Genomic DNA, 21,563 nt, shown 5'->3' on the forward strand with positions numbered 1-21,563 from the left:
TAAATGACCATCATCGCCAGCCTTTTGCGCGCCGCCGACCTGCCGGACTCGCCCACCGCGCGCCTGGATGTGGAGCTGTTGCTGGCCGCAGCCCTGGGGAAATCGCGCAGTTACCTGCACACCTGGCCGGAAAAAATCGTCAGCAGCGAAGATGCGTTGAAGTTTGCCGACTACTTGCAGCGCCGTCGCGGCGGTGAGCCGGTGGCCTATATCCTCGGCCAGCAAGGTTTCTGGAAGCTGGACCTGGAAGTCGCGCCCCACACGCTGATTCCGCGCCCGGAAACCGAAATGCTGGTGGAGGCTGCGCTGGAATTGTTGCCGGCCACCCCCGCCAACATTCTCGACCTGGGCACCGGCAGCGGTGCGATTGCCCTGGCTCTGGCCAGTGAGCGCCCGGCCTGGCAAGTGACCGCGGTGGATCGTGTAATTGAGGCCGTGGCCCTTGCCGAGCGCAACCGCCAGCGTCTGCATCTGAAAAACGCCACCGTGCTGAACAGTCATTGGTTCAGCGCCCTGCAAGGCCAGCGCTTCGACCTGATCATCAGCAACCCGCCGTATATCGCCGATAGCGACCCGCATCTGGCGGCCGGTGATGTGCGTTTTGAGCCGGCCAGTGCGCTGGTGGCGGGCCACGATGGCCTGGACGACTTGCGCGTGATCATCGCGCAAAGCCCGGCCCATCTGAATGCCGGCGGCTGGCTGTTGCTCGAGCACGGTTACGACCAGGCGGCGGCCGTGCGCGACCTGCTGTGTGGCGAGGGCTTTGAGGAAGTCCACAGCCGCGTCGACCTCGGCAGCCACGAACGTATTACCCTGGGGCGTCGGCCGTGCTGACCGATCAGGAGCTGTTGCGCTATAGCCGGCAGATTTTGTTGCAGCATGTCGACATCGACGGCCAGTTGCGCCTGAAAAATGGCCGCGCCTTGATCATCGGCCTCGGCGGCCTCGGCGCACCGGTTGCGCTTTACCTGGCCGCCGCCGGAGTGGGCGAGCTGCATGTGGCAGACTTCGACACGGTCGACCTGACCAACCTGCAGCGCCAGATCATCCACGACACCGACAGCGTGGGGCAGACCAAGGTCGATTCGGCGTTGCGTCGCCTGAGTGCCATCAACCCCGAGATCACGCTGGTCGCCCATCGCAGCGCGCTGGATGCCGATTCACTGGCGGCCGCAGTGGCGGCGGTGGACGTGGTGCTTGATTGCAGCGACAACTTCTCTACCCGCGAGGCGGTCAACGCCGCTTGCGTGGCCGCCACCAAGCCATTGATCAGCGGCGCGGCAATTCGCCTTGAAGGCCAATTGTCGGTGTTCGACCCGCGCCGCGAAGACAGCCCGTGTTACCACTGTTTATACGGACACGGCAGCGACACCGAACTGACTTGCAGCGAAGCCGGCGTGGTCGGCCCGCTGGTGGGTGTGGTCGGCAGCCTGCAAGCGCTGGAAGCCTTGAAGCTGCTCGCCGGGTTTGGCGAGCCGTTGGTGGGCCGTCTGTTGCTGATCGACGCACTGACCACGCGGTTTCGCGAGCTGCGCGTCAAACGCGACCCCGGCTGCGCCGTGTGCGGGACGCAACATGGTTAAGGACGCGCCGATCGGTGTGTTCGATTCCGGCGTCGGCGGCTTGTCGGTGCTGGATGAAATCCGGCAATTATTGCCTCAGGAATCGCTGCTTTACGTGGCTGACTGCGGGCACATTCCTTATGGCGAGAAAACCCCGGCGTTCATTCTGCAACGCTCGCGTGTGGTCGCCGGGTTTTTCCGCGAGCGTGGCGCCAAGGCCTTTGTGATTGCCTGCAATACGGCCACCGTCGCCGCCGTCGCGGATTTGCGCCAGGACTACCCGGACTGGCCGCTGGTAGGCATGGAACCCGCCGTCAAACCCGCCGCCGCCGCCACGCGCAGCGGTGTGGTCGGTGTACTCGCTACCACCGGCACCCTGCAAAGCGCCAAGTTCGCGGCCTTGCTCGACCGTTTTGCCACGGATGTGCGTGTTATCACCCAGCCCTGCCCGGGCCTGGTGGAGCTGATTGAAACCGGCGACCTGTGCAGCCCGGCCCTGCGCCGGATGTTGCAGGGTTATGTCGAACCGCTGCTCAGTGCCGGTTGCGACACCATCATCCTTGGCTGCACCCATTACCCCTTTCTCAAGCCGCTTCTGGCGCAGATGCTTCCCCCCAGCATCATCCTGATCGACACCGGCGCCGCCGTGGCGCGCCAGCTCAAGCGATTGCTGGGCGAGCGTGATTTGCTGGCCACTGCCACCCCTGAGCCAGCACATTTTTGGACCAGTGGTGATGCCGATCACCTCAGAAATATCCTACCGACACTATGGAAATACCCCGGCGTTGTGCGAAGCTTTGGCGCGTGAAAAATTCGTGAAACACCGGCGTTATACGCTGGAACTTCCGTCTATACGCCAGCTTCTATAGCGAGATAGCCTGCATAAAACCCTATAACTTCGTTTGGAAAGGATGTTTCTTATGAAGCGCTTGTTCTGTTTGGCTGCGATTGCGGCCGCTGTGGTGGGACACTCGGTTTCAGCCCAGGCTGCCGGCCTGGAGTTCGGTGTGGGGAGCACCAGCGATTCGACCATGACTTATCGCCTGGGGCTGACGTCGGACTGGGATAAAAGCTGGTGGCAGAGCGATACCGGCCGACTGACCGGTTACTGGAGCGGCGCCTACACCTATTGGGACGGCGACAAGCGCGCCGGTGCGAGCAGCCTGTCGTTTTCGCCGGTATTTGTGTATGAGTTTGCCGGGCAGTCGGTGAAGCCCTACATCGAGGCCGGTATCGGCGTGGCGGTGTTCTCGCGCACGAGGCTGGAAGACAACAATATTGGCCAGGCCTTCCAGTTCGAAGACCGTCTGGGCTTCGGCCTGCGCTTTGCCGGTGGGCATGAGGTGGGCATTCGTGCCACGCACTATTCCAACGCCGGGCTGAGCAGCAATAACGATGGGGTTGAGAGCTACTCGTTGCACTACACCTTGCCGCTATAGATCCCAAGTCCACCGCAATACCCCTGTGGGAGCTGGCTTGCCTGCGATAGCATCACCTCGGTGTCACTGATGGACCGAGGTGCCTGCATCGCAGGCAAGCCAGCTCCCACAGTTGAATCTCCATTTATTCGGGAATCAGCGATACGCCGTCGCAATGCCCTGGCGTTCCTCGATGCACTCCGGGGCGCCCATCTCGAACTCCCGGCAGATCAGCGGCCGTCGCTCGTAGATCGTGCACATCATCGTGTCCCGGTCCAGCGCTGCGCACCAGCCGTCGTCCAGGCGCAGCATCACTTCACCGCCCCAGTCGTCGGTATCGATGTAGCGCTGCGGAACACCCGTGTCGGTGATCAGCATCACTTCCAGCTGGCAGCAACAGGCCGCGCACGTCGAGCAGGTGACGGCGGGTTCGGGAATCTGGGTGAGACGGATGTTTGTCATAGGCGCGCAGTGTAAGGCAAGCGCGTTGGCGGCGTATGAATGCTCTGACGGACGTCAGTGCCCCAGCTGCCGTGCAATCCAGTGCAGCAAGGGAAACAGCAGGGCCCACAACACCGCCAGGCCGATCACGGTCGGCACCGTGCCGTAGCCAAAATTCACCCCGGCCATTTGGCTGCCCGCGTAATAGGACAGCGGCCCGCCTACCGCGCCCAACAAACTGGCGCGCCACCAGGGCCGGGCGCTCCAGGCCAGGCAATGGCGCAAGGTGGTGGCAAGCAGCGCCCACAGCAGGATCAGCCAAAAAGGAATCAGCGGGCCAGGAAAGCTGAAATGAAATACGCCAAAGGTACGCAGCGTGGTGTCGATGACGGTGCCCAGCAAGGTCACGGCGAGGATGGCTTGCCCATCGGCCGACCACGAACTTGTCCACAACAGGTGGATAGCCAGTACCACCCCACCCACCAGCAACCAGCGACTATCACCGCCGAGCACGCAAGCAAACCAGCCGCACTGGAACAGCACGGCATTGGCCAGCGTTTTAAGCACTGAAACGCCCGAGCAGAGGCGGGTTGATCGCCGCCGGCTTGGCCAGCAGCAGCTGCGCGGTACCAATCGTTCGTTCCATAAACCCGCCTTCGCAGTAGCACAGATAGAATTCCCACAAACGCAGGAAATATTCATCGTAGCCCAGCTCGGCGAGACGGCCATGGGCGCGGCGGAAGTTTTCGTGCCACAGGCGCAACGTACGCGCGTAGTGCAGGCCGAAGTCCTCCATGTGCAGCAGGTTCATGTCGGTGTCACGGCTGACGATCTGCAACATGTTCTGCACACAGGGCAGCGCGCCGCCGGGGAAGATGTAGCGCTGGATAAAGTCGACGCTGTTTTTGGCCTGTTCGAAGCGTTGTTCGCGAATAGTGATGGCTTGCAGCAACATCAGGCCGTCGCGCTTGAGCAATTGCGCGCATTGCTTGAAGTAGGTCGGCAGGAAGCGATGGCCCACGGCTTCGATCATCTCGATGGACACCAGCTTGTCGTACTCGCCGGTGAGGTCGCGGTAGTCCTGCAGTAACAGAGTGACCCGGCCTTGCAGCCCCAGCGCCGCAATGCGTTTTTCGGTGTAGGCGAACTGCTCTTTGGACAAGGTTGTGGTGGTCACCTTGCAGCCATAGTGCTGCGCCGCATACAGCGCCATGCTGCCCCAACCGGTGCCGATTTCCAGCAAGTGGTCGGTGGGCTTGAGCGCAAGTTTCTGACAGATGCGTTCAAGCTTGTTCAGTTGCGCCTGTTCCAGAGTGTCATCGGCGGTCAGAAATTGCGCGGCCGAGTACATCATGGTCGGGTCGAGAAACTCTTCGAACAGGTCGTTGCCCAGGTCGTAGTGGGCCGCGATGTTTTTCTGCGAGCCCTTGCGCGTATTGCGGTTAAGCCAGTGCAAGCCCTGGGTGAACGGCCGGGCCAGGCGCGCGAGGCCGCCTTCCAGGGCATCGAGTACGTCGAGGTTGCTGACCATCACGCGCACCACGGCGGTCAGGTCCGGGCTGCTCCAGTAGCCGTGGATAAACGCTTCGCCTGCGCCGATTGAGCCATTGGCCGCCACCAGGCCCCACACCGCTGAATCCAGAATCTGGATTTCCCCCAACAAATGCGCTTCCCGGGCGCCGAAGACCTGGCGTTCGCCGTCTTCAATCACCACCAACTGGCCGTGGCGCAGTTGGCTGAGTTGACGCAGCACCGCCTTGCGCAGCAGCGCGGTGGTCAGGCCATTGACGTTCAGGCGGTTGGCCTTGACCGATAAGCTAGGGGTTTTCATGGCGGCGATCCTTGGTATACCCGACTGCGGTGCGAGAGGCGCCATCGGCGGCCTGATGGGAAAAAATCGGTGTGCGCTTGAGAAACAGGCGCACGGCCTGCCAGTAAATCGCAAGGCAGGTTTTGGCGGTCATCCAGGGAAAGCGCCACAGGTAACGATGCAGGCTGGCGCGGTTCAGCACTTCCCGTTGCAGGCTCAGGGTGGCGTCGAAGACTTTGTGCGTGCCTTGCCAGTCGGCCATGTGCACGCCGAGCCGGGTGGCGGGCGGGCTGAAGCTCATGCGGTATTCCAGGTCACGCGGCAAAAACGGCGACACATGAAACGCCTTGGCTACGGCGAAGTGCTGGTGTTGCTCGGCGCTCCGGGTTTGGGCCGGCAACACATAGTGGTAGCGCTCGCGCCACGGGGTGTTGGTCACTTCACACAGGATCGCGGCCAGTTGCCCGTCGGCCTCGAAACAGTAGAAGAAACTCACAGGGTTAAAAGCCAGGCCCCAACTGCGGGCCTGGGTCAGTAGGCAGATAACGCCCCGAGGCTCGCGCCCCAGTGCCTTGCCGACTTCCTGGCGCACGGCATCGGTCAAGCTCATGCCGTTGCGCGTCAATTCACGCAGGTAATCCTGCTGGCGAAAACCGAAGGGGGCCAGACGGCTTGCGCCGGCCAGCGGCGACAGGCCGAGTACTTCGTCCTGTTCGCTCAAGTCCAGGTACAGCAGGCCGATGCGGTAGCGAAAGGCGTGGGCCTTGGGCGAGAATCGGCGATGGGCGATCCAGCCGCTGTACAGGGCACTGTTCACAGGGTTTCCCCAAAGGCCTGGGCCACGCGCAGGGCGCTGACCACGCCGTCTTCGTGAAAACCGTTGGCCCAATAAGCGCCGCAATAAAAGGTATGGCGGGTGCCGTGCAGTTCCTCCCAGCGCGCCTGCGCCGCCACGGCCACCAGGCTGTATTGCGGATGAGCGTAGGTGTACCGCGCGAGGACTTTCAGCGGGTCGATCATCGGCGTCTGGTTGAGGCTGACGCAAAAGGTGGTCGGGCTGTCGATGCCTTGCAGGATGTTCATGTCGTAGGTCACGGCCGCCTGGTTCTGCGTCTTGCCGATCAGCCGGTAATTCCAGCTGGCCCAGGCCAGTTTGCGGTCGGGCAGCAGGCGGGTGTCGGTGTGCAGCACCACGTCGTTATCGGCGTAGGGCAGGGCGCCCAAAATCTGTTGCTCGGCAACGCTCGGGTCGCCCAGCAAGGCCAGCGCCTGGTCGCTGTGGCAGGCAAACACCACCTTGTCGAAAGCCTCGCTGCCCGCGGCACTGTGAACCACCACGCCTTCGGCATTGCGCTCGACCCGATGCACCGGGCAATTGAGCCGGATCTGTTCGCGAAAGCTGCGGGTCAGCGGCTCGATATAACGGCTGGACCCGCCCTCGATCACGCACCACTGCGGCCGGTTGTTCACCGAGAGCAAACCGTGGTTCTTGAAAAAACGCACAAAGAACTGCAGCGGAAAACCGAGCATGTCCGACAAAGGCATCGACCAGATCGCCGCGCCCATCGGCACGATGTAATGCCGGATAAACCGCTCGCCGTAGCCGCCAGCCTCGAGGTAGTCACCCAGGGTCATCTCGGCGCTGATGCGTTGCTCTTGCAGGTCCAGCGGCGCCTGGCGGTTGAAGCGCAGGATGTCGCGCAACATGCCCCAGAAACCCGGTGACAAAATATTGCGGCGCTGGGCGAACAGGCTGTTGAGGTTATTGCCGTTGTACTCGAAGCCTTCGTTCTGGTCACACACCGAAAAACTCATCTCGGTGGGCTTGAACGTCACGCCAATCTGGCCGAGCAGGCGAATGAAGTTGGGGTAGGTCCAGTCGTTGAACACGATAAATCCGGTGTCCACCGCGTGGCTTTTGCCCTCTACCGTCACGTTCACCGTGTGCGTGTGCCCGCCGATGCGGTCGCCGGCTTCGAACAGCGTGATGTCGTGGCGACGGCTGAGCAGATAGGCGCTGGTCAACCCGGCGATGCCACTGCCGACAATGGCGATTTTCACAGGTTGTCCTTGTGCGGCGGCGGGCTGCGCAGCATGCGTTTGCCGATGATCAGTTGCGCGCGGTTGGGCAGCTTCGACAGCGGCCACAGCGTGGCGATAAACAGCGCGGGGAAAGCGATTTCCAGCGGGCGTTTTTCCAGCTTGGCGAAGATGTGTTTGGCCGCTTTGTCGGCCGGCCAGCTCAGGGGCATCGGGAAGTCATTACGCTCGGTCAGCGGCGTGTCGACAAAACCCGGGCTGATCACCGTCACATCAATGTTCTCCGGCGACAGGCTGATGCGCAGGGATTCAAACAGATACCGCAGGCCCGCCTTGGACGCGCCATAGGCTTCGGCGCGCGGCATTGGCAGGTAGGTCACGGCGCTGGCCACGCCCACCAGATGCGGCCTGTGCCCGGCGCGCAGCAACGGCAACGCAGCTTCGATGCAGTAACTGCTCGCCAGCAAATTGGTGCGCACAACGTGTTCGACGATGGACGCGTCGAATTGCCGGGCGTCCACATATTCGCAGGTGCCGGCGTTGAGGATCACGGTGTCGAGCGAGCCCCAGACCACGCCGATGTGCTCGCCGATTTCGCGCACGACCTGGCTGTTGGTCAGGTCGCCGGCCACCACCAGTACTTGCCCCGGGAAACGCTGAGCCAATGCTTGCAACGGGCCTTTGGTGCGCGCACTGAGCGCGACATGGGCGCCGCTCATGAGCAGTTCCACGGCCAGGGCCGCGCCGATGCCACTGCTGGCGCCGGTCAACCAATAACGGCGGGGCGGTGTGGTGCTCATCCCATTCTCCTTTTCAGCCAACCGATCACGCGGCCAATGACCGGCAAGTGTTCATAGAGCATGGCGCCGGCATCGAAATAGTCACGATGGCGGTACACCTTGTCGCGCCACATCAGGTGCGAGCAGCCTTCCACACGGATGACCTTGCCCCTGGCCAGGCGCGGGTGACAGAAGCTCATTTTCCAGCGCAGGTAGCCTTCGCCTTCAGCCACCTCGTCGAAGCCGTGAAAATCGAAACGCAGCTGGGTGACGTTGCTGTACAGCTCGGCGAAATAGCGGTGCATCGCAGGCAGGCCGTGGACTTCGTGCAGCGGGTCGGCGAAGGCAATGTCCTTGCTGTACAAGCTGTCGAGCAGGTGCAGGTTGTGCTTGTCCAGCGTGGCAAAGGCCTGGGCGAACTTGCGCAGGAAGTCACTCATGAATGCCTCCGGCGGCTTCGCGCGATGGCAGGCTGCGGAAGGCGGCCAACGCGCGTTCCCGGGATTTTTTCAGATCGACGATCGCGCGCGGATAATCCGCCACGCCAAACAGGCCGCCGACCGCTTCGGGGTTGTGCACTTCCTTTTTATTCAGCGACGCCAGCTCCGGCAGCCAGTGCTTGATAAACACGCCTTCGCTGTCGAATTTCTCCGACTGGCTCAGCGGGCTGAAAATCCGGAAATACGGCGCCGAATCCGTGCCGGTGGACGAGCTCCATTGCCAGCCGCCGTTGTTGGCCGCCAGGTCGCCGTCGATCAGGTGGCGCATGAAAAAGCGCTCGCCTTCGCGCCAGTCGATCAGCAGGTTCTTGGTCAGGAACATCGCCACCACCATGCGCAGGCGGTTGTGCATCCAGCCGGTTTCCAGCAGTTGGCGCATGGCTGCGTCGATGATCGGCAGGCCGGTGCGCGCTTCCTGCCAGGCGGCGAGGTCCTTGGGTGCATGGCGCCAGGCCACGGCTTCGGTTTCGGGGCGGAAGGCGCGATGTCTGGAGACCCGCGGGTAGCCCACCAGAATGTGTTTGTAGAACTCGCGCCACAGCAGTTCGTTGATCCAGGTGATGGCGCCCATGTCGCCACTTTCGAATTCGCCACCGTTGGTTTGCAGCGCCGCGTGCAGGCATTGGCGCGGCGATACCACGCCGGCGGCGAGGTAGGCCGACAACTGGCTGGTACCGGGTTTGGCCGGGAAGTCGCGTTCGTCCTTGTAATAGCTGATCTGCTGATCGGCAAAGGCGTCGAGGCGGCGGCGCGCTTCGTCTTCACCGGCGGGCCAGAGGGCGCGCAGGGTGTCGCTGGGTGGTTCGAAGCCTTCGACCGATTGGGGGATCGGGTCGCTATTGAGCTTGATTGGCGCCTGGGCTTTGGGCGCCGCCACGGTGCGCGGCAAGGCGCTGTGCAGGCGTGTGTAACAGACTTTGCGAAACTGGCTGAAGACCTGGAAGTACGTGCCGGTTTTGGTCAGCACGCTGCCAGGCTGGAAAAACAGTTGGTCAAGGTAGCTGTGGAACGTCACCCCGTCAGCTTCCAGGGCCTTGGCCACGGCGGCGTCGCGACGGGTTTCGTGGATGCCGTATTCCTCGTTGACGTGCACCGATTCCACCGACAGTTCCCGGCACAGTGTGCGCAACACGTCTGGCGCCTGGTCCCAGGTCGGGGCGGTGCGGATCAACAGGGGAATATTCAGCTCGCCGAGCGCCCGGCTCAGGCTTTCCAGGTTGCGCAGCCAGAAATCGACTTTGCACGGCGCGTCATCGTGGGCCAGCCATTGTTCGGGCGTGATCAGGTACACAGCGGCAATCGGCCCCCGCTGGCTCGCGGCGGTCAGGGCGGTGTTGTCGTGCAGGCGCAGGTCGGTGCGCAGCCAGATCAAGTGCATTTAAACGATTCCACGCTGGATCAGTATCTGGTGGGCCGCCAAAGGGTCTTCGGCCACGAACAATTCAGGGGTGTCACGGGTTAATACGGCCAACTCGGCCTGGTGGATGCATACCGTTGGTCCGGCAATCAGGATTGGGCAACTGACACCGCCCAGAAGTTTGGGGATTGCCGACAAATGGAGGGACTTGCTCGAATACAGCAACACGGCACGCGGTTTCAGGTGCTCCACCGCCAGTGCCAGCTCGCCTGCGGGCAGCGGCCAGTCGAACACCTCCACCGGGCAGTCGGCGCTGCTGGCCAGCCAGGCGCTGAGCCACAGGTGCGGCTCCAGCGGCAAATCGGAATGGTTGACGAGCAACAGCGGCGCGCCCTGCAACTGACGGTTGTTGTGGTAAATGCGTGCGCCGAACTTGCTGCGCAGCCAGGACAGGAAAAACACCCGCTCCATCTGCGCGCCGAATTGGCCCTGCCAGCGTTGCTCGAGTTCCTTGAGCAGCGGCAGCAGCAACTGCTCGCACAAGGTGCGCGGCGGGTACAGCGCCATGGCTTGATTGAAGGCGTCATCGACCCGGCGCTCGGCCAGTTCGCTGATGGCTGTCACCAGGTTCTGGCGCAGCGCGTGCCATTCGTTTTCAACGCTGTCGGGTACGGACAGGGCGGAATCGATCAGGGTTTTGACCTGGCTGACCGGCACGCCACGGTTGAGCCAGGTGAGGATGGCGTGAATGCGTTGCACGTGTTCGGCGCTGAACAGCCGATGGCCCTTGGGCGTGCGCTGCGGCACGATCAGGCCATAACGGCGTTCCCAGGCGCGCAGAGTCACGGCGTTGACGCCGGTCTGGCGCGCCACTTCGCGAATCGGCAACCAGCCGTCCTCGAGGGCTTTGGCGATGTCTTCGCCGGGTTCGTCTTGCAGGGCAGGTTTCAGGGTGCTTTTCATGGGTCAGATCGCGTTACGCAGGCTGAGATTTTCCGGGTGCGGCTGCAAGTAGGCCTGCTGCGCAATGTAGCGGTCCGGATGTTGGCGAAAGTGGTGCTTGAGCAGGGTCAGCGGCACCACCAGGGGCACGATGCCGTGGCGGTATTGGCCGATCACGGTTTGCATTTCCTGCTTGTCGTCGGCGCTGATGGCCTGCTTGAGATAGCCGCTGATGTGTTGCAGCACATTGGTGTGGGTGCCGCGGGTGGCGCATTTTTTCAGGCCGGTCATCAAGTCGCTGAAGTAGCACTCGGCCAACTCGTTCAGGTTCGACCCCTTGTCCATGCTGCCCAGCAGGTGGCCGAGGCTTTTGTAGTGCGCCGGGCTGTGGGCCATCAACAAATATTTGTAGCGCGAATGAAAGGCCAGCAGGCGGTGACGGGTCACGCCTTCGGCCTGCAATTGCTGCCAGCTGGCGTAGACGAAAACACGGGTGAGGAAGTTTTCCCGCAGCACCGGGTCGTTCAGGCGGCCGGCTTCTTCCACCGGCAAGTTGGGGTGGCGCGCACAAAAGGCCTGGGCGTAAATGCCGCGGCCGCCGCCGTCGATGGGCGTGCCGTTGTCGCGATAGACCTTGACCCGTTCCAGGCCGCAGGACGGCGATTTCTGCATGAAGATGTAGCCGCACAGGTCGGTGTGTTCTGCCGCCATTTGCTGGCCGTAGTCGTCCAGTGGCCGGGTGACGTCGAGTTCGCGGTGCACGGTGCCGACGGCGTGCGGGTGGTCGGGGTCGCCCACCAGGCGGATCGGCTCGCGGGGGATACCCAGGCCGATGGCGACTTCAGGGCACAGCGGCACAAAGTCGAAGTAGTCGGCGAGGGTCTGGCTGCACAGCAGGGATTGTTTGTGTCCGCCGTTGAAGCGCACGTTTTCGCCCAACAGGCAGGCGCTGATGGCGATCTTCGGTTTGACGGTGGTGGACATGGCCGAACCTCTGCAAGATTCCTGTACAAGCAAGAAAATTTGTACAACTAAATCTCATCATAGGTTTGATGCTGTACAAGTCAAATATTTTGTACAAGTATTTGCGGCGCGGCTATTTCCAGCCGATTCGCCAGTCTTCGGCATTTTGCAGGGTCTGCCAGGCCAGGCGTTCGGCGCGGCGGGTCATGATGGCTTGCAGCTCGATTTCCAGCACGGTGCCTTCTTCGTCACGAAACAGCTCGGTGACGAGGAAATGTTTTTCCTTGTTGCGAGGGTGGGCTGCTGTCCACTTCGACAGCAGCAATTTGGCCGGGTTGATGCGGTTCATTGCAGGTGTTCGATCAAGCGTCGCGCGGCTTCCTGGCCACTGAGCCAGGCACCTTCGACCCGGCCTGACAGGCACCAGTCGCCACACACGTACAGGCCCAGATCGGCATCCGCCAGCACGCCGAACTCATGGCTGCTGGAGGGCCGCGCGTACAGCCAGCGGTGGGCCAGGCTGAAGGACGGCGCGGGCATGGCGCTGTGCAGCAGTTCGGCGAAGGCGCCGTGCAGGTGCTCGATCACGGCTTCCTTGGGCAGGTCCAGATGGGCCTTGCTCCAGGTGCTGGTGGCGTGCAGCACCCAGGTGTCGAGGGTGGTGTCGCGCCCGGGTTTGCTGCGGTTGCGCGCGAGCCAGTCGAGCGGGCTGTCTTGCACGAAGCAGCCTTGCATGGGGGTATCCAGCGGTTTGTCGAAGGCGAGGGCGATGGCCCAGGTCGGGTCCATTTTGACCCCGGCGGCAGCACTTGCCAGCTTGGGCGCGGCGGCCAGCAGGGCGGTGGCTTGCGGCGCCGGTGTGGCGATGACTACGTGGCTGAACGGGCCGTGGTTGCCGCCGTCGGCGTCGAGCAGGTTCCAATGCTGTTTGCCCTGGAACACCTCGGTAATGCGGCAACCGAATTCCACCGGCAAATCATCAAGCAGTGCACGGGTAATCGCGCTCATGCGCGGCGTGCCGACCCAGCGGATCTGTTCATCGGGGGAGGGGGTGAGTTGGCCTGACTTGAAGTTGTACAGCTGTGGCTTCCATTGCTCGGCCCAGCCGTTGCTTTGCCAGCGCTGCACTTCGTTGACGAAGCGCCGGTCGCGGGCGGTGAAATATTGCGCACCCATGTCCAGTGCGCCGGCGTCGCTGCGCTTGCTGGACATGCGGCCACCACTGCCGCGGCTTTTATCGAAGAGTTGTACGACGTGCCCCGCGTCTCGTAACGCTCGGGCGGCGGAGAGACCGGCAATGCCGGTGCCGATGATCGCGATGGGAACAGTCATGGGGGGCCTCGTTTTACCGTTGGGTACAGACTACGCCGACACCAATAGCTGTACAATATTGTTTTTTGGTATAAGTTTTGGCGTACCTGTTCTAACGGCGTGGCCTATGGTTAAACGACAGGCCACGCCCGATTACAAATGATCCCTGCTTATAAAATAGACTAACGGCGGGCGGCGAACGTTACATGAGGAGGTTCCCATGCATATTTTGCTGACCGGCGGTACGGGTCTGATCGGCCGCAAACTTTGCCTGCACTGGCTTGCCCAGGGCCATCGCTTGACGGTGTGGAGCCGCGAGCCGGAGACCGTGGCCCAATGGTGTGGCCCCCAGGTACTGGGTGTCGGCCGTCTGCAGGACGTGATCGGCCATGTCGATGCGGTGGTCAACCTGGCCGGCGCGCCCATCGCGGACAGACCCTGGACCAAAAAACGCAAGGCGTTGCTGTGGAGCAGCCGCATCGGCCTCACTGAAACCCTGCTGGCGTGGATTGAAACTCAGGAACAAAAGCCCGCCGTATTGATTTCCGGTTCTGCCGTAGGCTGGTACGGCGACGGCGGCGAGCGTGAACTCACCGAAGCCAGCGGCCCGGTGCAGGACGATTTCCCCAGCCAGTTGTGCATCGCCTGGGAAGAAACCGCCCTGCGCGCCGAAGCATTGGGCGTGCGCGTGGTGCTGGTGCGTACGGGGTTGGTGCTGGCAGCCAAGGGCGGCTTTTTGTCGCGCCTGTTGCTGCCGTTCAAGCTGGGGCTGGGCGGGCCTATCGGCAATGGTCGCCAGTGGATGCCATGGGTGCACATTCAGGATCAAATCGCCCTGATTGATTTTCTTCTGCACAAGCCTGACGCCAGTGGTCCTTATAATGCCTGCGCACCCCACCCGGTGCGTAACCGCGAATTTGCCAAGACCCTGGGCCAGGTGTTGCACCGCCCCGCGTTCATGCCGATGCCGGCGTTCGCCTTGAAGGTCGGGTTGGGCGAGTTGTCCGGTCTGTTGCTGGGCGGGCAGAAAGCGGTGCCCGAACGGTTGCTGGCTGCCGGTTTCACTTTTCAGTTCACTGAGTTGCATGCGGCCCTGGAAGACTTGTCCAGCCGCCTCTAGCCATAGGATGTTGCATGACGGATCACGCGTTGTTATTGGTCAACCTGGGTTCACCGGCGTCCACTTCGGTGGCCGATGTGCGCAGCTACCTCAATCAGTTCCTGATGGACCCGTACGTGATCGATCTGCCGTGGCCGGTCCGACGTTTGCTGGTGTCGTTGATTCTGATCAAGCGCCCCGAGCAGTCGGCGCATGCCTACGCCTCGATCTGGTGGGATGAAGGCTCGCCGCTGGTGGTGCTCAGCCGTCGCCTGCAGCAGCAAATGACCACGCAGTGGACCCATGGCCCGGTGGAACTGGCGATGCGTTACGGCGAGCCCTCCATTGAAAGCGTGCTGACCCGATTGGCCGCACAGGGCATTCGCAAGGTTACCCTGGCGCCGTTGTACCCGCAGTTTGCCGACAGCACTGTGACCACGGTCATTGAAGAGGCCCGCCGTGTAGTGCGTGAGAAAAAACTCGATGTGCAGTTTGCGATCCTGCAACCCTTCTACGATCAACCCGAATACCTCGACGCCCTGGTGGCGAGCGCCAAGCCGCATTTGCAGCAGGACTACGATCACCTGCTGTTCAGCTTCCACGGTTTGCCGGAGCGCCACCTGCAAAAGCTCAACCCGGGCCATACCTTTGACGGCGCCACCGATTGCTGCGCCAATGCTTCAGCCCAGGTGCGTGCCACCTGCTATCGCGGCCAGTGTTTCAGCGTGGCGCGAGACTTTGCCGCCCGCATGGGGCTGCCTGCGGACAAATGGTCGGTGGCTTTCCAGTCGCGCCTGGGCCGCGCCAAGTGGATCGAACCCTACACCGAAGCCCGCCTGGAAACCCTCGCCCAACAAGGCGTGAAAAAACTGCTGGTGATGTGCCCGGCGTTTGTCGCCGATTGCATCGAGACGCTGGAAGAGATCGGCGATCGCGGGTCGGAGCAGTTCCGCGAAGCGGGAGGCGAGGAGCTGGTGCTGGTGCCGTGCCTCAATGATGACCCGCAGTGGGCGGTGGCGTTGAACACCCTGTGCGAGCGGGCGCCGTTGGCGCTGTAACCCGATTGTCGAAACGATATCGATCAACTGTGGGAGCTGGCTTGCCTGCGATAGCAGTGTGTCAGCCGATGAATACTTGGCTGAAGGACTGCTATCGCAGGCAAGCCAGCTCCCACAAAGAGTGTGCCCACTTTGGATAGTGGTGTTATTCGTGGTGCGGTTCACCGAGGAACGTCAGCGAGGTGAACAGCCCCTGTGTCGCCACATCCGGGTTGTCCTTGAGCGGCACTTCCACCTGCGCCGAAATCACATTCAGCCCCTCATTGCGCACCAGCACCTGGGCGCGGCCATCCTTGTCGGTCTCGGTGCTCAAGGTATTCGGCATGTTGCGATAGTCGCCGACCAATTTGACCCCCGCCGCCGGCTTGCCATCCAGCAGCACGCGCACCGGCAGTGATTTGCCCGGCCCTACGGTCAGTGGGTCGGCTTCCGGCAGGATCAGCAGTTTGATGTGCTTTAACTCCGGCAGTTTGGCTCCAGGCTCGTAGATCGCCAGGCTGTATTTGAAGGTCTGGGTTGACGCTATCGCCCCCTCGACCTTGCTGCGGCCCTGGTTAATCCATTTTTTATCCGCCGTCTGCGACCACATGCCGTTGTCCAGCGCCACCGCCAATACGGCCGGGGGCTTGAGTGGCTTGAGGCGTGCGTGGTCGGCCAGGCGTTCGACGGTGACCGGGATCATCTTGCCGCTGGCGTCATAGGCCCAGGCGCCGCTGATTTTCTGGGGCTTGAACGCGTTGTCTTCGGCGCCATGACCGTAGATCACTTCGATATTGCCGCGACGTTGTTCGGTCCACAGGCCATGGGCGGATACGTCGGCAGCGAACAACAAGCCCATCAGGGCGAGAGGTTTGAGCAGGTGCATGGTGGCGTCCTTTTACAGGTTGAGGGTCAGGCTGACGGTGAAATTGCGCGGCTCGCCGGGGTTGACCCAGTAATTGCTGTAGGAGCGCTCGTAGTACTTTTCATCGAACAGGTTGTTGAGGTTCAGGCCCACGGTGACGTTGTCCGTGGCCTTGTAATGCGCGAGCAGGTCGACGGTGTGATACGCCGGCAGCTTAAAGCTGCTGCCGGCCTCGCCCGAGCGGTCGCCCACGTAGGTAAACGCCGCGCCCATGTCCGAGCCGCGTAACGCGCCGTCCTGAAATTCATACACGCCCAACAGGCTGCCGCTGCGTTTGGCCACACCGAGAATGCGGCTGCCGGCGGGAATGGCCTTGTCGCCCTTGGTGACTTCTGCGTCGATGTAGGCGAAGGCACCGATCACCCGGATGGCGTCCGTCACTTGCCCGCTCAGTTGCAGGTCAACACCCTGGCTGCGCGCCTTGCCCATGGCGCGGTTGAGGTTGGTGGCCGGGTCGAGGGTGAGTACGTTTTCCTTTTCGATATGAAAGGCGGCGAGGGTGGCGCTCAGGCGGTCGTCGAACAGCTCGCTTTTGACCCCCACTTCGTAGCCCACGCCTTCTTCCGGCTTGAAGGATTTGCCGGCGGCGTCCAGGCCATTGTTGGGTTTGAACGAGGTAGAAGCGTTGGCGAACACGCCGACCTGCGGCGTCAGTTGGTAGAGCAGGCCGGCGCGCTGGGTCAGGGCGTCGTGGGTTTGCCGGCTCTTGGCGTGGTTGCGTGCGAAGTCGTCGGTGCTTTGTTCGAAGTGCTCGAAACGCGCGCCGAGCATGCCGCGCAGACGGTCGGTGAAGATGATCTGGTCTTGCAGATTGAGCGCGTGGCTTTTGGTCTGTTCGAAAAAGTCACTGCCGGAACGTGCGCCGTTGGGTTTGGGCTGGCCGTAAATCGGCTTGTAAATATCGATGGCGTAGGGGCTGCCGGCGATGGCGGTCACGCGTTCTTTTTTGCGGTAGTCCTCGTACTCGGTGCCGATCAGCAGTTCATGCTGCCAGCTGCCGATATCGAACAGGCCGCGCAATTCCAGTTGGGTGATGCTGTCGTGCCAACCGGTGGAGCGCTCGCGGTAGCGGCGGTTGACGGTGTGGCCGTCGGCATTCAGCGCGCGGCTTTCCGAGGCGTCGCCCCACAGGCTGCCTTGCTTGTAGTGGCTGGCCAGGCGCAGTTTCCAGGCATCGTTGAGGTGATGTTCCAGGGTGGCCTGCAGGCGGTTGTTGTGGTTGCGGATGTTGCCGTCGTTGGGCTCGCCCAGGAAGGTGGAGCGCGACATGCCATGGGGCGCCACGATGCCGCGGTCGAAGGTGGAGCTGTGGCGCACGAATTCACTTTCGACGAGCAGGCTGGTGTCCGGGTCCAGTTGCCAGCTGAACGACGGCGCGACGAATACGCGCTGGGCGTCAACGTGGTCGCGGAAGCTGTGATTGTCCTCCACGGCCAGGTTTACGCGTGACAATACGTGGCCATCACTGTCCAGCGGTGTATTCACATCCAGCGCGGTGCGATAGCGGTCCCAGCTGCCGGCGCTGGTTTGCAGAGTGGTGAAGGCGTCTGGCTGAGGTTTCTTGCTGACGATGTTCACGGTGCCGCCCGGGTCGCCACGCCCGTACAGGCTGGCGGCGGGGCCCTTGAGCACTTCAATGCGTTCGATGTTGGCGGCGTCCGGTGTGCTCGGGTAGCCACGGTTGGCGCTGAAACCGTCCTGATAGAACTCCGAAGTGGTAAAGCCGCGCACGCTGTACTCGTAGAGGGTCAGGCCGCCGAAGTTGTTCTGTTTGGACACGCCGCCGGCAAATTCCAGGCCGCGCTCCACACTGGTGCTGCCCAGGTCTTTGAGCACGGTGGCAGGAATGACGCTGATGGCTTGTGGGATATCGCGAATCGCGGTGTCGGTTTTGGTCGCGCTGGCGGAACGGTTCGCGCGGTAGCCTTTGACCGGGCCGGTGGCGGATTCATACGCGTCGGTGGTGACGCTTATGGCGTCCAGTTCAAGGGTGTTGTCTTCGGCATAGGCGGGGTCAAGCAACAAACCCAGGGCCAGGCCGGCCATGGGGGCAATTCTTCGAGACGACATGATAGAGCGTTCCAATAGCGATATTGAAACAATATAACATGCCTAATGAGAATGAATTTCCGTTGAAACATCAAGTTACAGGAGCTCGCGAATGGGCTCCCGGCAACGTTATTCCTCTTCTTTCACTGGCGCAGGCGGCGGACGCAGACCGATCTCCGCCGAGAGCTTGATCTCTTTACCATTGCGCATCACCTGGATCGCCACCTTGTCGGTCGGCTTGATCCGCGCCACCTGGTTCATCGACTTGCGGCCATCACCGGCCGGTTCGCCGTCGATGCTCAGGATCACATCACCCAACTGCAGGCCGGCTTTCTGCGCCGGGCCGTCACGGAAGATCCCGGCGACCACAATGCCAGGGCGCCCGGTCAGGCCGAACGATTCGGCCAGTTCCTTGGTCAGCGGCTGCACTTCAATACCCAGCCAGCCGCGAATCACCTGGCCGTGCTCGATGATCGACTTCATCACCTCCATCGCCAGCTTCACCGGGATAGCAAAACCGATGCCTTGGGAGCCACCGGACTTGGAGAAAATCGCGGTGTTGATGCCGGTCAGGTTGCCGTTGGCGTCCACCAGCGCGCCGCCGGAGTTGCCGGGGTTGATCGCGGCGTCGGTCTGGATGAAGTCTTCGTAGCTGTTAAGCCCCAACTGGTTGCGCCCGGTGGCGCTGATAATGCCCATGGTGACTGTCTGGCCGACGCCGAACGGGTTGCCGATGGCCAGCGCCACATCACCCACGCGCAATGCTTCGGAGCGGCCGATGGTGATCGACGGCAGGCTTTTCAGATCGATTTTAAGCACCGCGAGGTCGGTTTCCGGGTCGCTGCCGACCACACGGGCCAGGGTTTCACGGCCATCACGCAGGGCTACCACAATCTGGTCGGCGCCAGTGGTCACGTGGTTGTTGGTGAGGATGTAACCTTCCGGGCTCATGATCACCCCGGAGCCGAGGCTCGATTCCATGCGGCGCTGCTTGGGCCCGTTGTCGCCGAAATAGCGGCGGAACTGCGGGTCTTCAAACAGCGGATGCGCCGGTTTGTTGATGACCTTGGTGGTGTACAGGTTGACCACGGCAGGGGCGGCGATGACCACGGCGTCTGCATAGGTGACCGGGCCCTGCACCACAGAACTGGTCTGCGGCGCCTGTTGCAGGTTTACATCCAGGCTGGGCAAGCCCACCCACTGGGGATAACGCTGGATAATCAGCATCGCGATCAGCACGCCAGCCAACAATGGCCATCCAAAAAAACGCAGTGCCTTGAGCATCAAGTAAGTCCTGACAGGTTGCAGGGGGCGGGAGAGCGCCCATAATGTCGCGCATTATACGAGGCTGAGAGCGCCTCGGAACGGGATATTTAGGAGTCTTTTATGGCCGTCCCCCTTAGCACCCTCGTCGAGGAAGCGGACCGCTACCTCGGCAGCGCAAAAATTGCCGATTACTGCCCTAACGGCCTGCAAGTGGAGGGGCGCCCGCAGGTGATGCGCATCGTCAGTGGCGTGACCGCCAGCCAGGCGCTGCTGGACGCCGCCGTGGAAGCTCAGGCCGACCTGGTGCTGGTGCACCACGGTTATTTCTGGAAGGGCGAAAACCCCTGCATCACCGGCATGAAGCAGCGCCGCTTGAAAACCCTGCTCAAGCACGACATCAGCCTGCTGGCTTACCACCTGCCGCTGGATGTGCATGCCGAGGTGGGCAACAACGTGCAGCTCGCCCGCCAGCTGGACATCACCGTCGAAGGCCCGCTGGACCCGAACAACCCGAAAATCGTCGGCCTGGTGGGCTCGCTGGCCGAGCCGCTGTCACCGCGAGACTTCGCACGTCGCGTGCAGGATGTGATGGGGCGCGAGCCGCTGCTGATCGAAGGCAGCGAAATGATCCGCCGCGTCGGCTGGTGCACCGGCGGTGGCCAGGGCTACATCGATGACGCGATTGCGGCGGGTGTCGACCTGTATTTGAGTGGCGAAGCCTCCGAGCAGACTTTTCACTGCGCGCGGGAAAACGACATCAGCTTCATCGCCGCCGGCCACCATGCCACCGAGCGCTACGGCGTGCAGGCGCTGGGCGATTACCTGGCGCGGCGGTTTGCGCTTGAGCATCTGTTCATCGATTGCCCCAACCCGATCTAAAGAACACCAAGGCTCAAGTGTGGGAGCTGGCTTGCCTGCGATGCAGACACCTCGGTCATTCAGGTAAATACAGGTGATGCCATCGCAGGCAAGCCAGCTCCCACACAAGCCAGCTCCCACAGGAAGCCCAAACAGGCAGGTATATTCATATACCGTTTCGATCTAGCCAGCTCCCTGAATAGAAGAAGGTGCTGTGCTAGCATGCCCCGCTCGAACACGGCCCGCTGGCCGTCCATAAGATCGTTTTTCCGTGAGTAGCCATGGTCGACAAACTGACGCATCTGAAACAGCTGGAGGCGGAAAGCATCCACATCATCCGCGAGGTCGCCGCCGAGTTCGACAACCCGGTGATGCTCTACTCGATCGGTAAAGATTCCGCCGTGATGCTGCATCTGGCGCGCAAGGCCTTCTTTCCGGGCAAGCTGCCGTTCCCGGTGATGCACGTCGACACCCGCTGGAAATTCCAGGAGATGTACAAGTTCCGCGACAAAATGGTCGAAGAGCTGGGCCTGGACCTGATCACCCATATCAACCCGGACGGCGTGGCGCAGAACATCAACCCGTTCACCCACGGCAGTGCCAAGCACACCGACATCATGAAGACCGAGGGCCTCAAGCAAGCCCTGGACAAGCATGGTTTCGACGCAGCGTTCGGCGGTGCCCGTCGCGATGAAGAGAAATCCCGCGCCAAAGAGCGTGTGTACTCGTTCCGCGACAGCAAGCATCGCTGGGACCCGAAAAACCAGCGCCCGGAGCTGTGGAACGTCTACAACGGCAACGTCAACAAGGGCGAGTCGATCCGCGTGTTCCCGCTGTCCAACTGGACCGAGCTGGACATCTGGCAGTACATCTACCTGGAAGGCATCCCGATCGTGCCGCTGTATTTTGCCGCCGAGCGTGAAGTGATCGAGAAGAACGGCACGTTGATCATGATCGACGACGACCGCATCCTCGAGCACCTGTCCGACGAAGACAAAGCCCGGATCGTCAAAAAGAAAGTCCGTTTCCGTACCCTTGGCTGCTACCCGTTGACGGGCGCGGTGGAGTCTGAAGCCGAGACGCTGACGGACATCATTCAGGAAATGCTCCTGACGCGAACTTCCGAGCGCCAGGGCCGTGTCATCGACCACGATGGTGCAGGCTCGATGGAAGATAAAAAACGTCAGGGTTATTTCTAAGGGGTTG

At 62.0% G+C, this 21,563-nt stretch carries 23 protein-coding genes; 8 read left to right on the forward strand and 15 right to left on the reverse strand.

The window, feature by feature from the left end:
* Positions 1-3 precede the first annotated feature (3 nt).
* From prmC to ATI14_RS10995, 4 genes are all read left to right on the forward strand, one after another.
* On the forward strand, positions 4-834 hold the full coding sequence (prmC, locus tag ATI14_RS10980; protein ID WP_016971219.1) for a peptide chain release factor N(5)-glutamine methyltransferase: 831 nt from the start codon (positions 4-6) through the stop codon (positions 832-834).
* Entirely contained in the window at positions 828-1,583 is a 756-nt protein-coding gene (gene moeB, locus ATI14_RS10985) for a molybdopterin-synthase adenylyltransferase MoeB (RefSeq protein ID WP_016971218.1), read from the forward strand. Before prmC ends, moeB begins: the two co-directional genes overlap by 7 nt.
* Positions 1,576-2,370, forward strand: coding sequence for a glutamate racemase (gene murI, locus ATI14_RS10990; protein WP_016971217.1), 795 nt, complete (start codon positions 1,576-1,578; stop codon positions 2,368-2,370). The genes moeB and murI overlap by 8 nt, the downstream gene beginning before the upstream one ends.
* Before the next feature lie 112 nt (positions 2,371-2,482).
* Positions 2,483-3,001: an acyloxyacyl hydrolase gene (locus ATI14_RS10995; protein WP_016971216.1), complete on the forward strand. Its 519-nt coding sequence runs from the start codon at positions 2,483-2,485 to the stop codon at positions 2,999-3,001.
* A gap of 135 nt (positions 3,002-3,136) precedes the next feature.
* Here ATI14_RS10995 and ATI14_RS11000 read toward each other — a convergent pair whose 3' ends face one another.
* From ATI14_RS11000 to ATI14_RS11055, 12 genes are all read right to left on the reverse strand, one after another.
* Positions 3,137-3,442: a YkgJ family cysteine cluster protein gene (locus ATI14_RS11000; RefSeq protein ID WP_016971215.1), complete on the reverse strand. Its 306-nt coding sequence runs from the start codon at positions 3,440-3,442 to the stop codon at positions 3,137-3,139.
* 54 nt (positions 3,443-3,496) lie between these two features.
* Positions 3,497-3,988: a DUF2878 domain-containing protein gene (locus ATI14_RS11005; protein ID WP_016971214.1), complete on the reverse strand. Its 492-nt coding sequence runs from the start codon at positions 3,986-3,988 to the stop codon at positions 3,497-3,499.
* Positions 3,981-5,252 (reverse strand): SAM-dependent methyltransferase, encoded by a 1,272-nt coding sequence (locus ATI14_RS11010; protein ID WP_016971213.1) that lies wholly within the window; start codon positions 5,250-5,252, stop codon positions 3,981-3,983. Before ATI14_RS11010 ends, ATI14_RS11005 begins: the two co-directional genes overlap by 8 nt.
* Positions 5,239-6,048 (reverse strand): DUF1365 domain-containing protein, encoded by an 810-nt coding sequence (locus ATI14_RS11015; protein WP_016971212.1) that lies wholly within the window; start codon positions 6,046-6,048, stop codon positions 5,239-5,241. The genes ATI14_RS11010 and ATI14_RS11015 overlap by 14 nt, the downstream gene beginning before the upstream one ends.
* Positions 6,045-7,292 (reverse strand): NAD(P)/FAD-dependent oxidoreductase, encoded by a 1,248-nt coding sequence (locus tag ATI14_RS11020; protein WP_016971211.1) that lies wholly within the window; start codon positions 7,290-7,292, stop codon positions 6,045-6,047. The genes ATI14_RS11015 and ATI14_RS11020 overlap by 4 nt, the downstream gene beginning before the upstream one ends.
* Entirely contained in the window at positions 7,289-8,071 is a 783-nt protein-coding gene (locus ATI14_RS11025; RefSeq protein WP_016971210.1) for an SDR family NAD(P)-dependent oxidoreductase, read from the reverse strand. The genes ATI14_RS11020 and ATI14_RS11025 overlap by 4 nt, the downstream gene beginning before the upstream one ends.
* A complete protein-coding gene (locus ATI14_RS11030) occupies positions 8,068-8,490 on the reverse strand; it encodes a nuclear transport factor 2 family protein (protein ID WP_016971209.1) in 423 nt (140 codons plus the stop codon). Before ATI14_RS11030 ends, ATI14_RS11025 begins: the two co-directional genes overlap by 4 nt.
* Positions 8,483-9,928: a deoxyribodipyrimidine photo-lyase gene (gene phrB, locus ATI14_RS11035; RefSeq protein WP_016971208.1), complete on the reverse strand. Its 1,446-nt coding sequence runs from the start codon at positions 9,926-9,928 to the stop codon at positions 8,483-8,485. Before phrB ends, ATI14_RS11030 begins: the two co-directional genes overlap by 8 nt.
* Positions 9,929-10,858 carry a MerR family transcriptional regulator gene (locus ATI14_RS11040; protein ID WP_031319787.1) on the reverse strand — a complete coding sequence of 310 codons (930 nt, stop codon included), beginning with the start codon at positions 10,856-10,858 and terminating at the stop codon, positions 9,929-9,931.
* A 15-nt stretch (positions 10,859-10,873) separates the two neighbouring features.
* Positions 10,874-11,833, reverse strand: a complete 960-nt coding sequence (locus ATI14_RS11045; RefSeq protein ID WP_016971206.1) for a YbgA family protein — start codon at positions 11,831-11,833, stop codon at positions 10,874-10,876.
* Positions 11,834-11,945: 112 nt separating this feature from the next.
* Positions 11,946-12,161: a TIGR02450 family Trp-rich protein gene (locus ATI14_RS11050; protein WP_016971205.1), complete on the reverse strand. Its 216-nt coding sequence runs from the start codon at positions 12,159-12,161 to the stop codon at positions 11,946-11,948.
* Entirely contained in the window at positions 12,158-13,144 is a 987-nt protein-coding gene (locus tag ATI14_RS11055) for an NAD(P)/FAD-dependent oxidoreductase (RefSeq protein WP_016971204.1), read from the reverse strand. The genes ATI14_RS11050 and ATI14_RS11055 overlap by 4 nt, the downstream gene beginning before the upstream one ends.
* Positions 13,145-13,343: 199 nt before the next feature.
* Here ATI14_RS11055 and ATI14_RS11060 point away from each other — a divergent pair, with 199 nt between their 5' ends.
* Both ATI14_RS11060 and hemH read left to right on the forward strand, forming a co-directional pair.
* A complete protein-coding gene (locus tag ATI14_RS11060; RefSeq protein WP_016971203.1) occupies positions 13,344-14,243 on the forward strand; it encodes a TIGR01777 family oxidoreductase in 900 nt (299 codons plus the stop codon).
* A gap of 14 nt (positions 14,244-14,257) precedes the next feature.
* Entirely contained in the window at positions 14,258-15,280 is a 1,023-nt protein-coding gene (gene hemH / locus ATI14_RS11065; protein ID WP_016971202.1) for a ferrochelatase, read from the forward strand.
* A gap of 145 nt (positions 15,281-15,425) precedes the next feature.
* Here hemH and ATI14_RS11070 read toward each other — a convergent pair whose 3' ends face one another.
* From ATI14_RS11070 to algW, 3 genes are all read right to left on the reverse strand, one after another.
* The gene (locus ATI14_RS11070) at positions 15,426-16,145 is read right to left on the reverse strand and encodes a DUF4198 domain-containing protein (RefSeq protein ID WP_016971201.1); all 720 of its coding nucleotides are present in this window, start codon (positions 16,143-16,145) and stop codon (positions 15,426-15,428) included.
* Positions 16,146-16,157: 12 nt separating this feature from the next.
* Positions 16,158-18,254, reverse strand: coding sequence for a TonB-dependent siderophore receptor (locus ATI14_RS11075; protein ID WP_080519804.1), 2,097 nt, complete (start codon positions 18,252-18,254; stop codon positions 16,158-16,160).
* Positions 18,255-18,362: 108 nt separating this feature from the next.
* On the reverse strand, positions 18,363-19,517 hold the full coding sequence (gene algW / locus ATI14_RS11080) for a Do family serine endopeptidase AlgW (protein ID WP_016971199.1): 1,155 nt from the start codon (positions 19,515-19,517) through the stop codon (positions 18,363-18,365).
* A 102-nt stretch (positions 19,518-19,619) separates the two neighbouring features.
* Between algW and ATI14_RS11085 the strand changes: the two genes are divergently transcribed.
* On the forward strand, positions 19,620-20,378 hold the full coding sequence (locus ATI14_RS11085) for a Nif3-like dinuclear metal center hexameric protein (protein WP_016971198.1): 759 nt from the start codon (positions 19,620-19,622) through the stop codon (positions 20,376-20,378).
* A 260-nt stretch (positions 20,379-20,638) separates the two neighbouring features.
* Positions 20,639-21,556, forward strand: a complete 918-nt coding sequence (gene cysD / locus ATI14_RS11090) for a sulfate adenylyltransferase subunit CysD (protein ID WP_016971196.1) — start codon at positions 20,639-20,641, stop codon at positions 21,554-21,556.
* Positions 21,557-21,563: the final 7 nt, after the last annotated feature.

This window comes from Pseudomonas tolaasii NCPPB 2192, from assembly GCF_002813445.1.
Classification (GTDB): domain Bacteria; phylum Pseudomonadota; class Gammaproteobacteria; order Pseudomonadales; family Pseudomonadaceae; genus Aquipseudomonas; species Aquipseudomonas tolaasii.

What these genes read in the sequence shown, in the direction of transcription:
- ATI14_RS11075 (WP_080519804.1), bottom strand. Translation starts at nt 18,254, where the DNA reads ATGTCGTCTCGAAGAATTGCCCCCATGGCCGGCCTGGCCCTGGGTTTG.
- ATI14_RS11045 (WP_016971206.1), bottom strand. Translation starts at nt 11,833, where the DNA reads ATGTCCACCACCGTCAAACCGAAGATCGCCATCAGCGCCTGCCTGTTG.
- phrB (WP_016971208.1), bottom strand. Translation starts at nt 9,928, where the DNA reads ATGCACTTGATCTGGCTGCGCACCGACCTGCGCCTGCACGACAACACC.
- murI (WP_016971217.1), top strand. Translation starts at nt 1,576, where the DNA reads ATGGTTAAGGACGCGCCGATCGGTGTGTTCGATTCCGGCGTCGGCGGC.
- ATI14_RS10995 (WP_016971216.1), top strand. Translation starts at nt 2,483, where the DNA reads ATGAAGCGCTTGTTCTGTTTGGCTGCGATTGCGGCCGCTGTGGTGGGA.
- ATI14_RS11060 (WP_016971203.1), top strand. Translation starts at nt 13,344, where the DNA reads ATGCATATTTTGCTGACCGGCGGTACGGGTCTGATCGGCCGCAAACTT.
- ATI14_RS11025 (WP_016971210.1), bottom strand. Translation starts at nt 8,071, where the DNA reads ATGAGCACCACACCGCCCCGCCGTTATTGGTTGACCGGCGCCAGCAGT.
- ATI14_RS11050 (WP_016971205.1), bottom strand. Translation starts at nt 12,161, where the DNA reads ATGAACCGCATCAACCCGGCCAAATTGCTGCTGTCGAAGTGGACAGCA.
- prmC (WP_016971219.1), top strand. Translation starts at nt 4, where the DNA reads ATGACCATCATCGCCAGCCTTTTGCGCGCCGCCGACCTGCCGGACTCG.
- ATI14_RS11085 (WP_016971198.1), top strand. Translation starts at nt 19,620, where the DNA reads ATGGCCGTCCCCCTTAGCACCCTCGTCGAGGAAGCGGACCGCTACCTC.
- hemH (WP_016971202.1), top strand. Translation starts at nt 14,258, where the DNA reads ATGACGGATCACGCGTTGTTATTGGTCAACCTGGGTTCACCGGCGTCC.
- algW (WP_016971199.1), bottom strand. Translation starts at nt 19,517, where the DNA reads ATGCTCAAGGCACTGCGTTTTTTTGGATGGCCATTGTTGGCTGGCGTG.
- cysD (WP_016971196.1), top strand. Translation starts at nt 20,639, where the DNA reads ATGGTCGACAAACTGACGCATCTGAAACAGCTGGAGGCGGAAAGCATC.
- ATI14_RS11055 (WP_016971204.1), bottom strand. Translation starts at nt 13,144, where the DNA reads ATGACTGTTCCCATCGCGATCATCGGCACCGGCATTGCCGGTCTCTCC.
- ATI14_RS11030 (WP_016971209.1), bottom strand. Translation starts at nt 8,490, where the DNA reads ATGAGTGACTTCCTGCGCAAGTTCGCCCAGGCCTTTGCCACGCTGGAC.
- ATI14_RS11010 (WP_016971213.1), bottom strand. Translation starts at nt 5,252, where the DNA reads ATGAAAACCCCTAGCTTATCGGTCAAGGCCAACCGCCTGAACGTCAAT.
- ATI14_RS11070 (WP_016971201.1), bottom strand. Translation starts at nt 16,145, where the DNA reads ATGCACCTGCTCAAACCTCTCGCCCTGATGGGCTTGTTGTTCGCTGCC.
- ATI14_RS11000 (WP_016971215.1), bottom strand. Translation starts at nt 3,442, where the DNA reads ATGACAAACATCCGTCTCACCCAGATTCCCGAACCCGCCGTCACCTGC.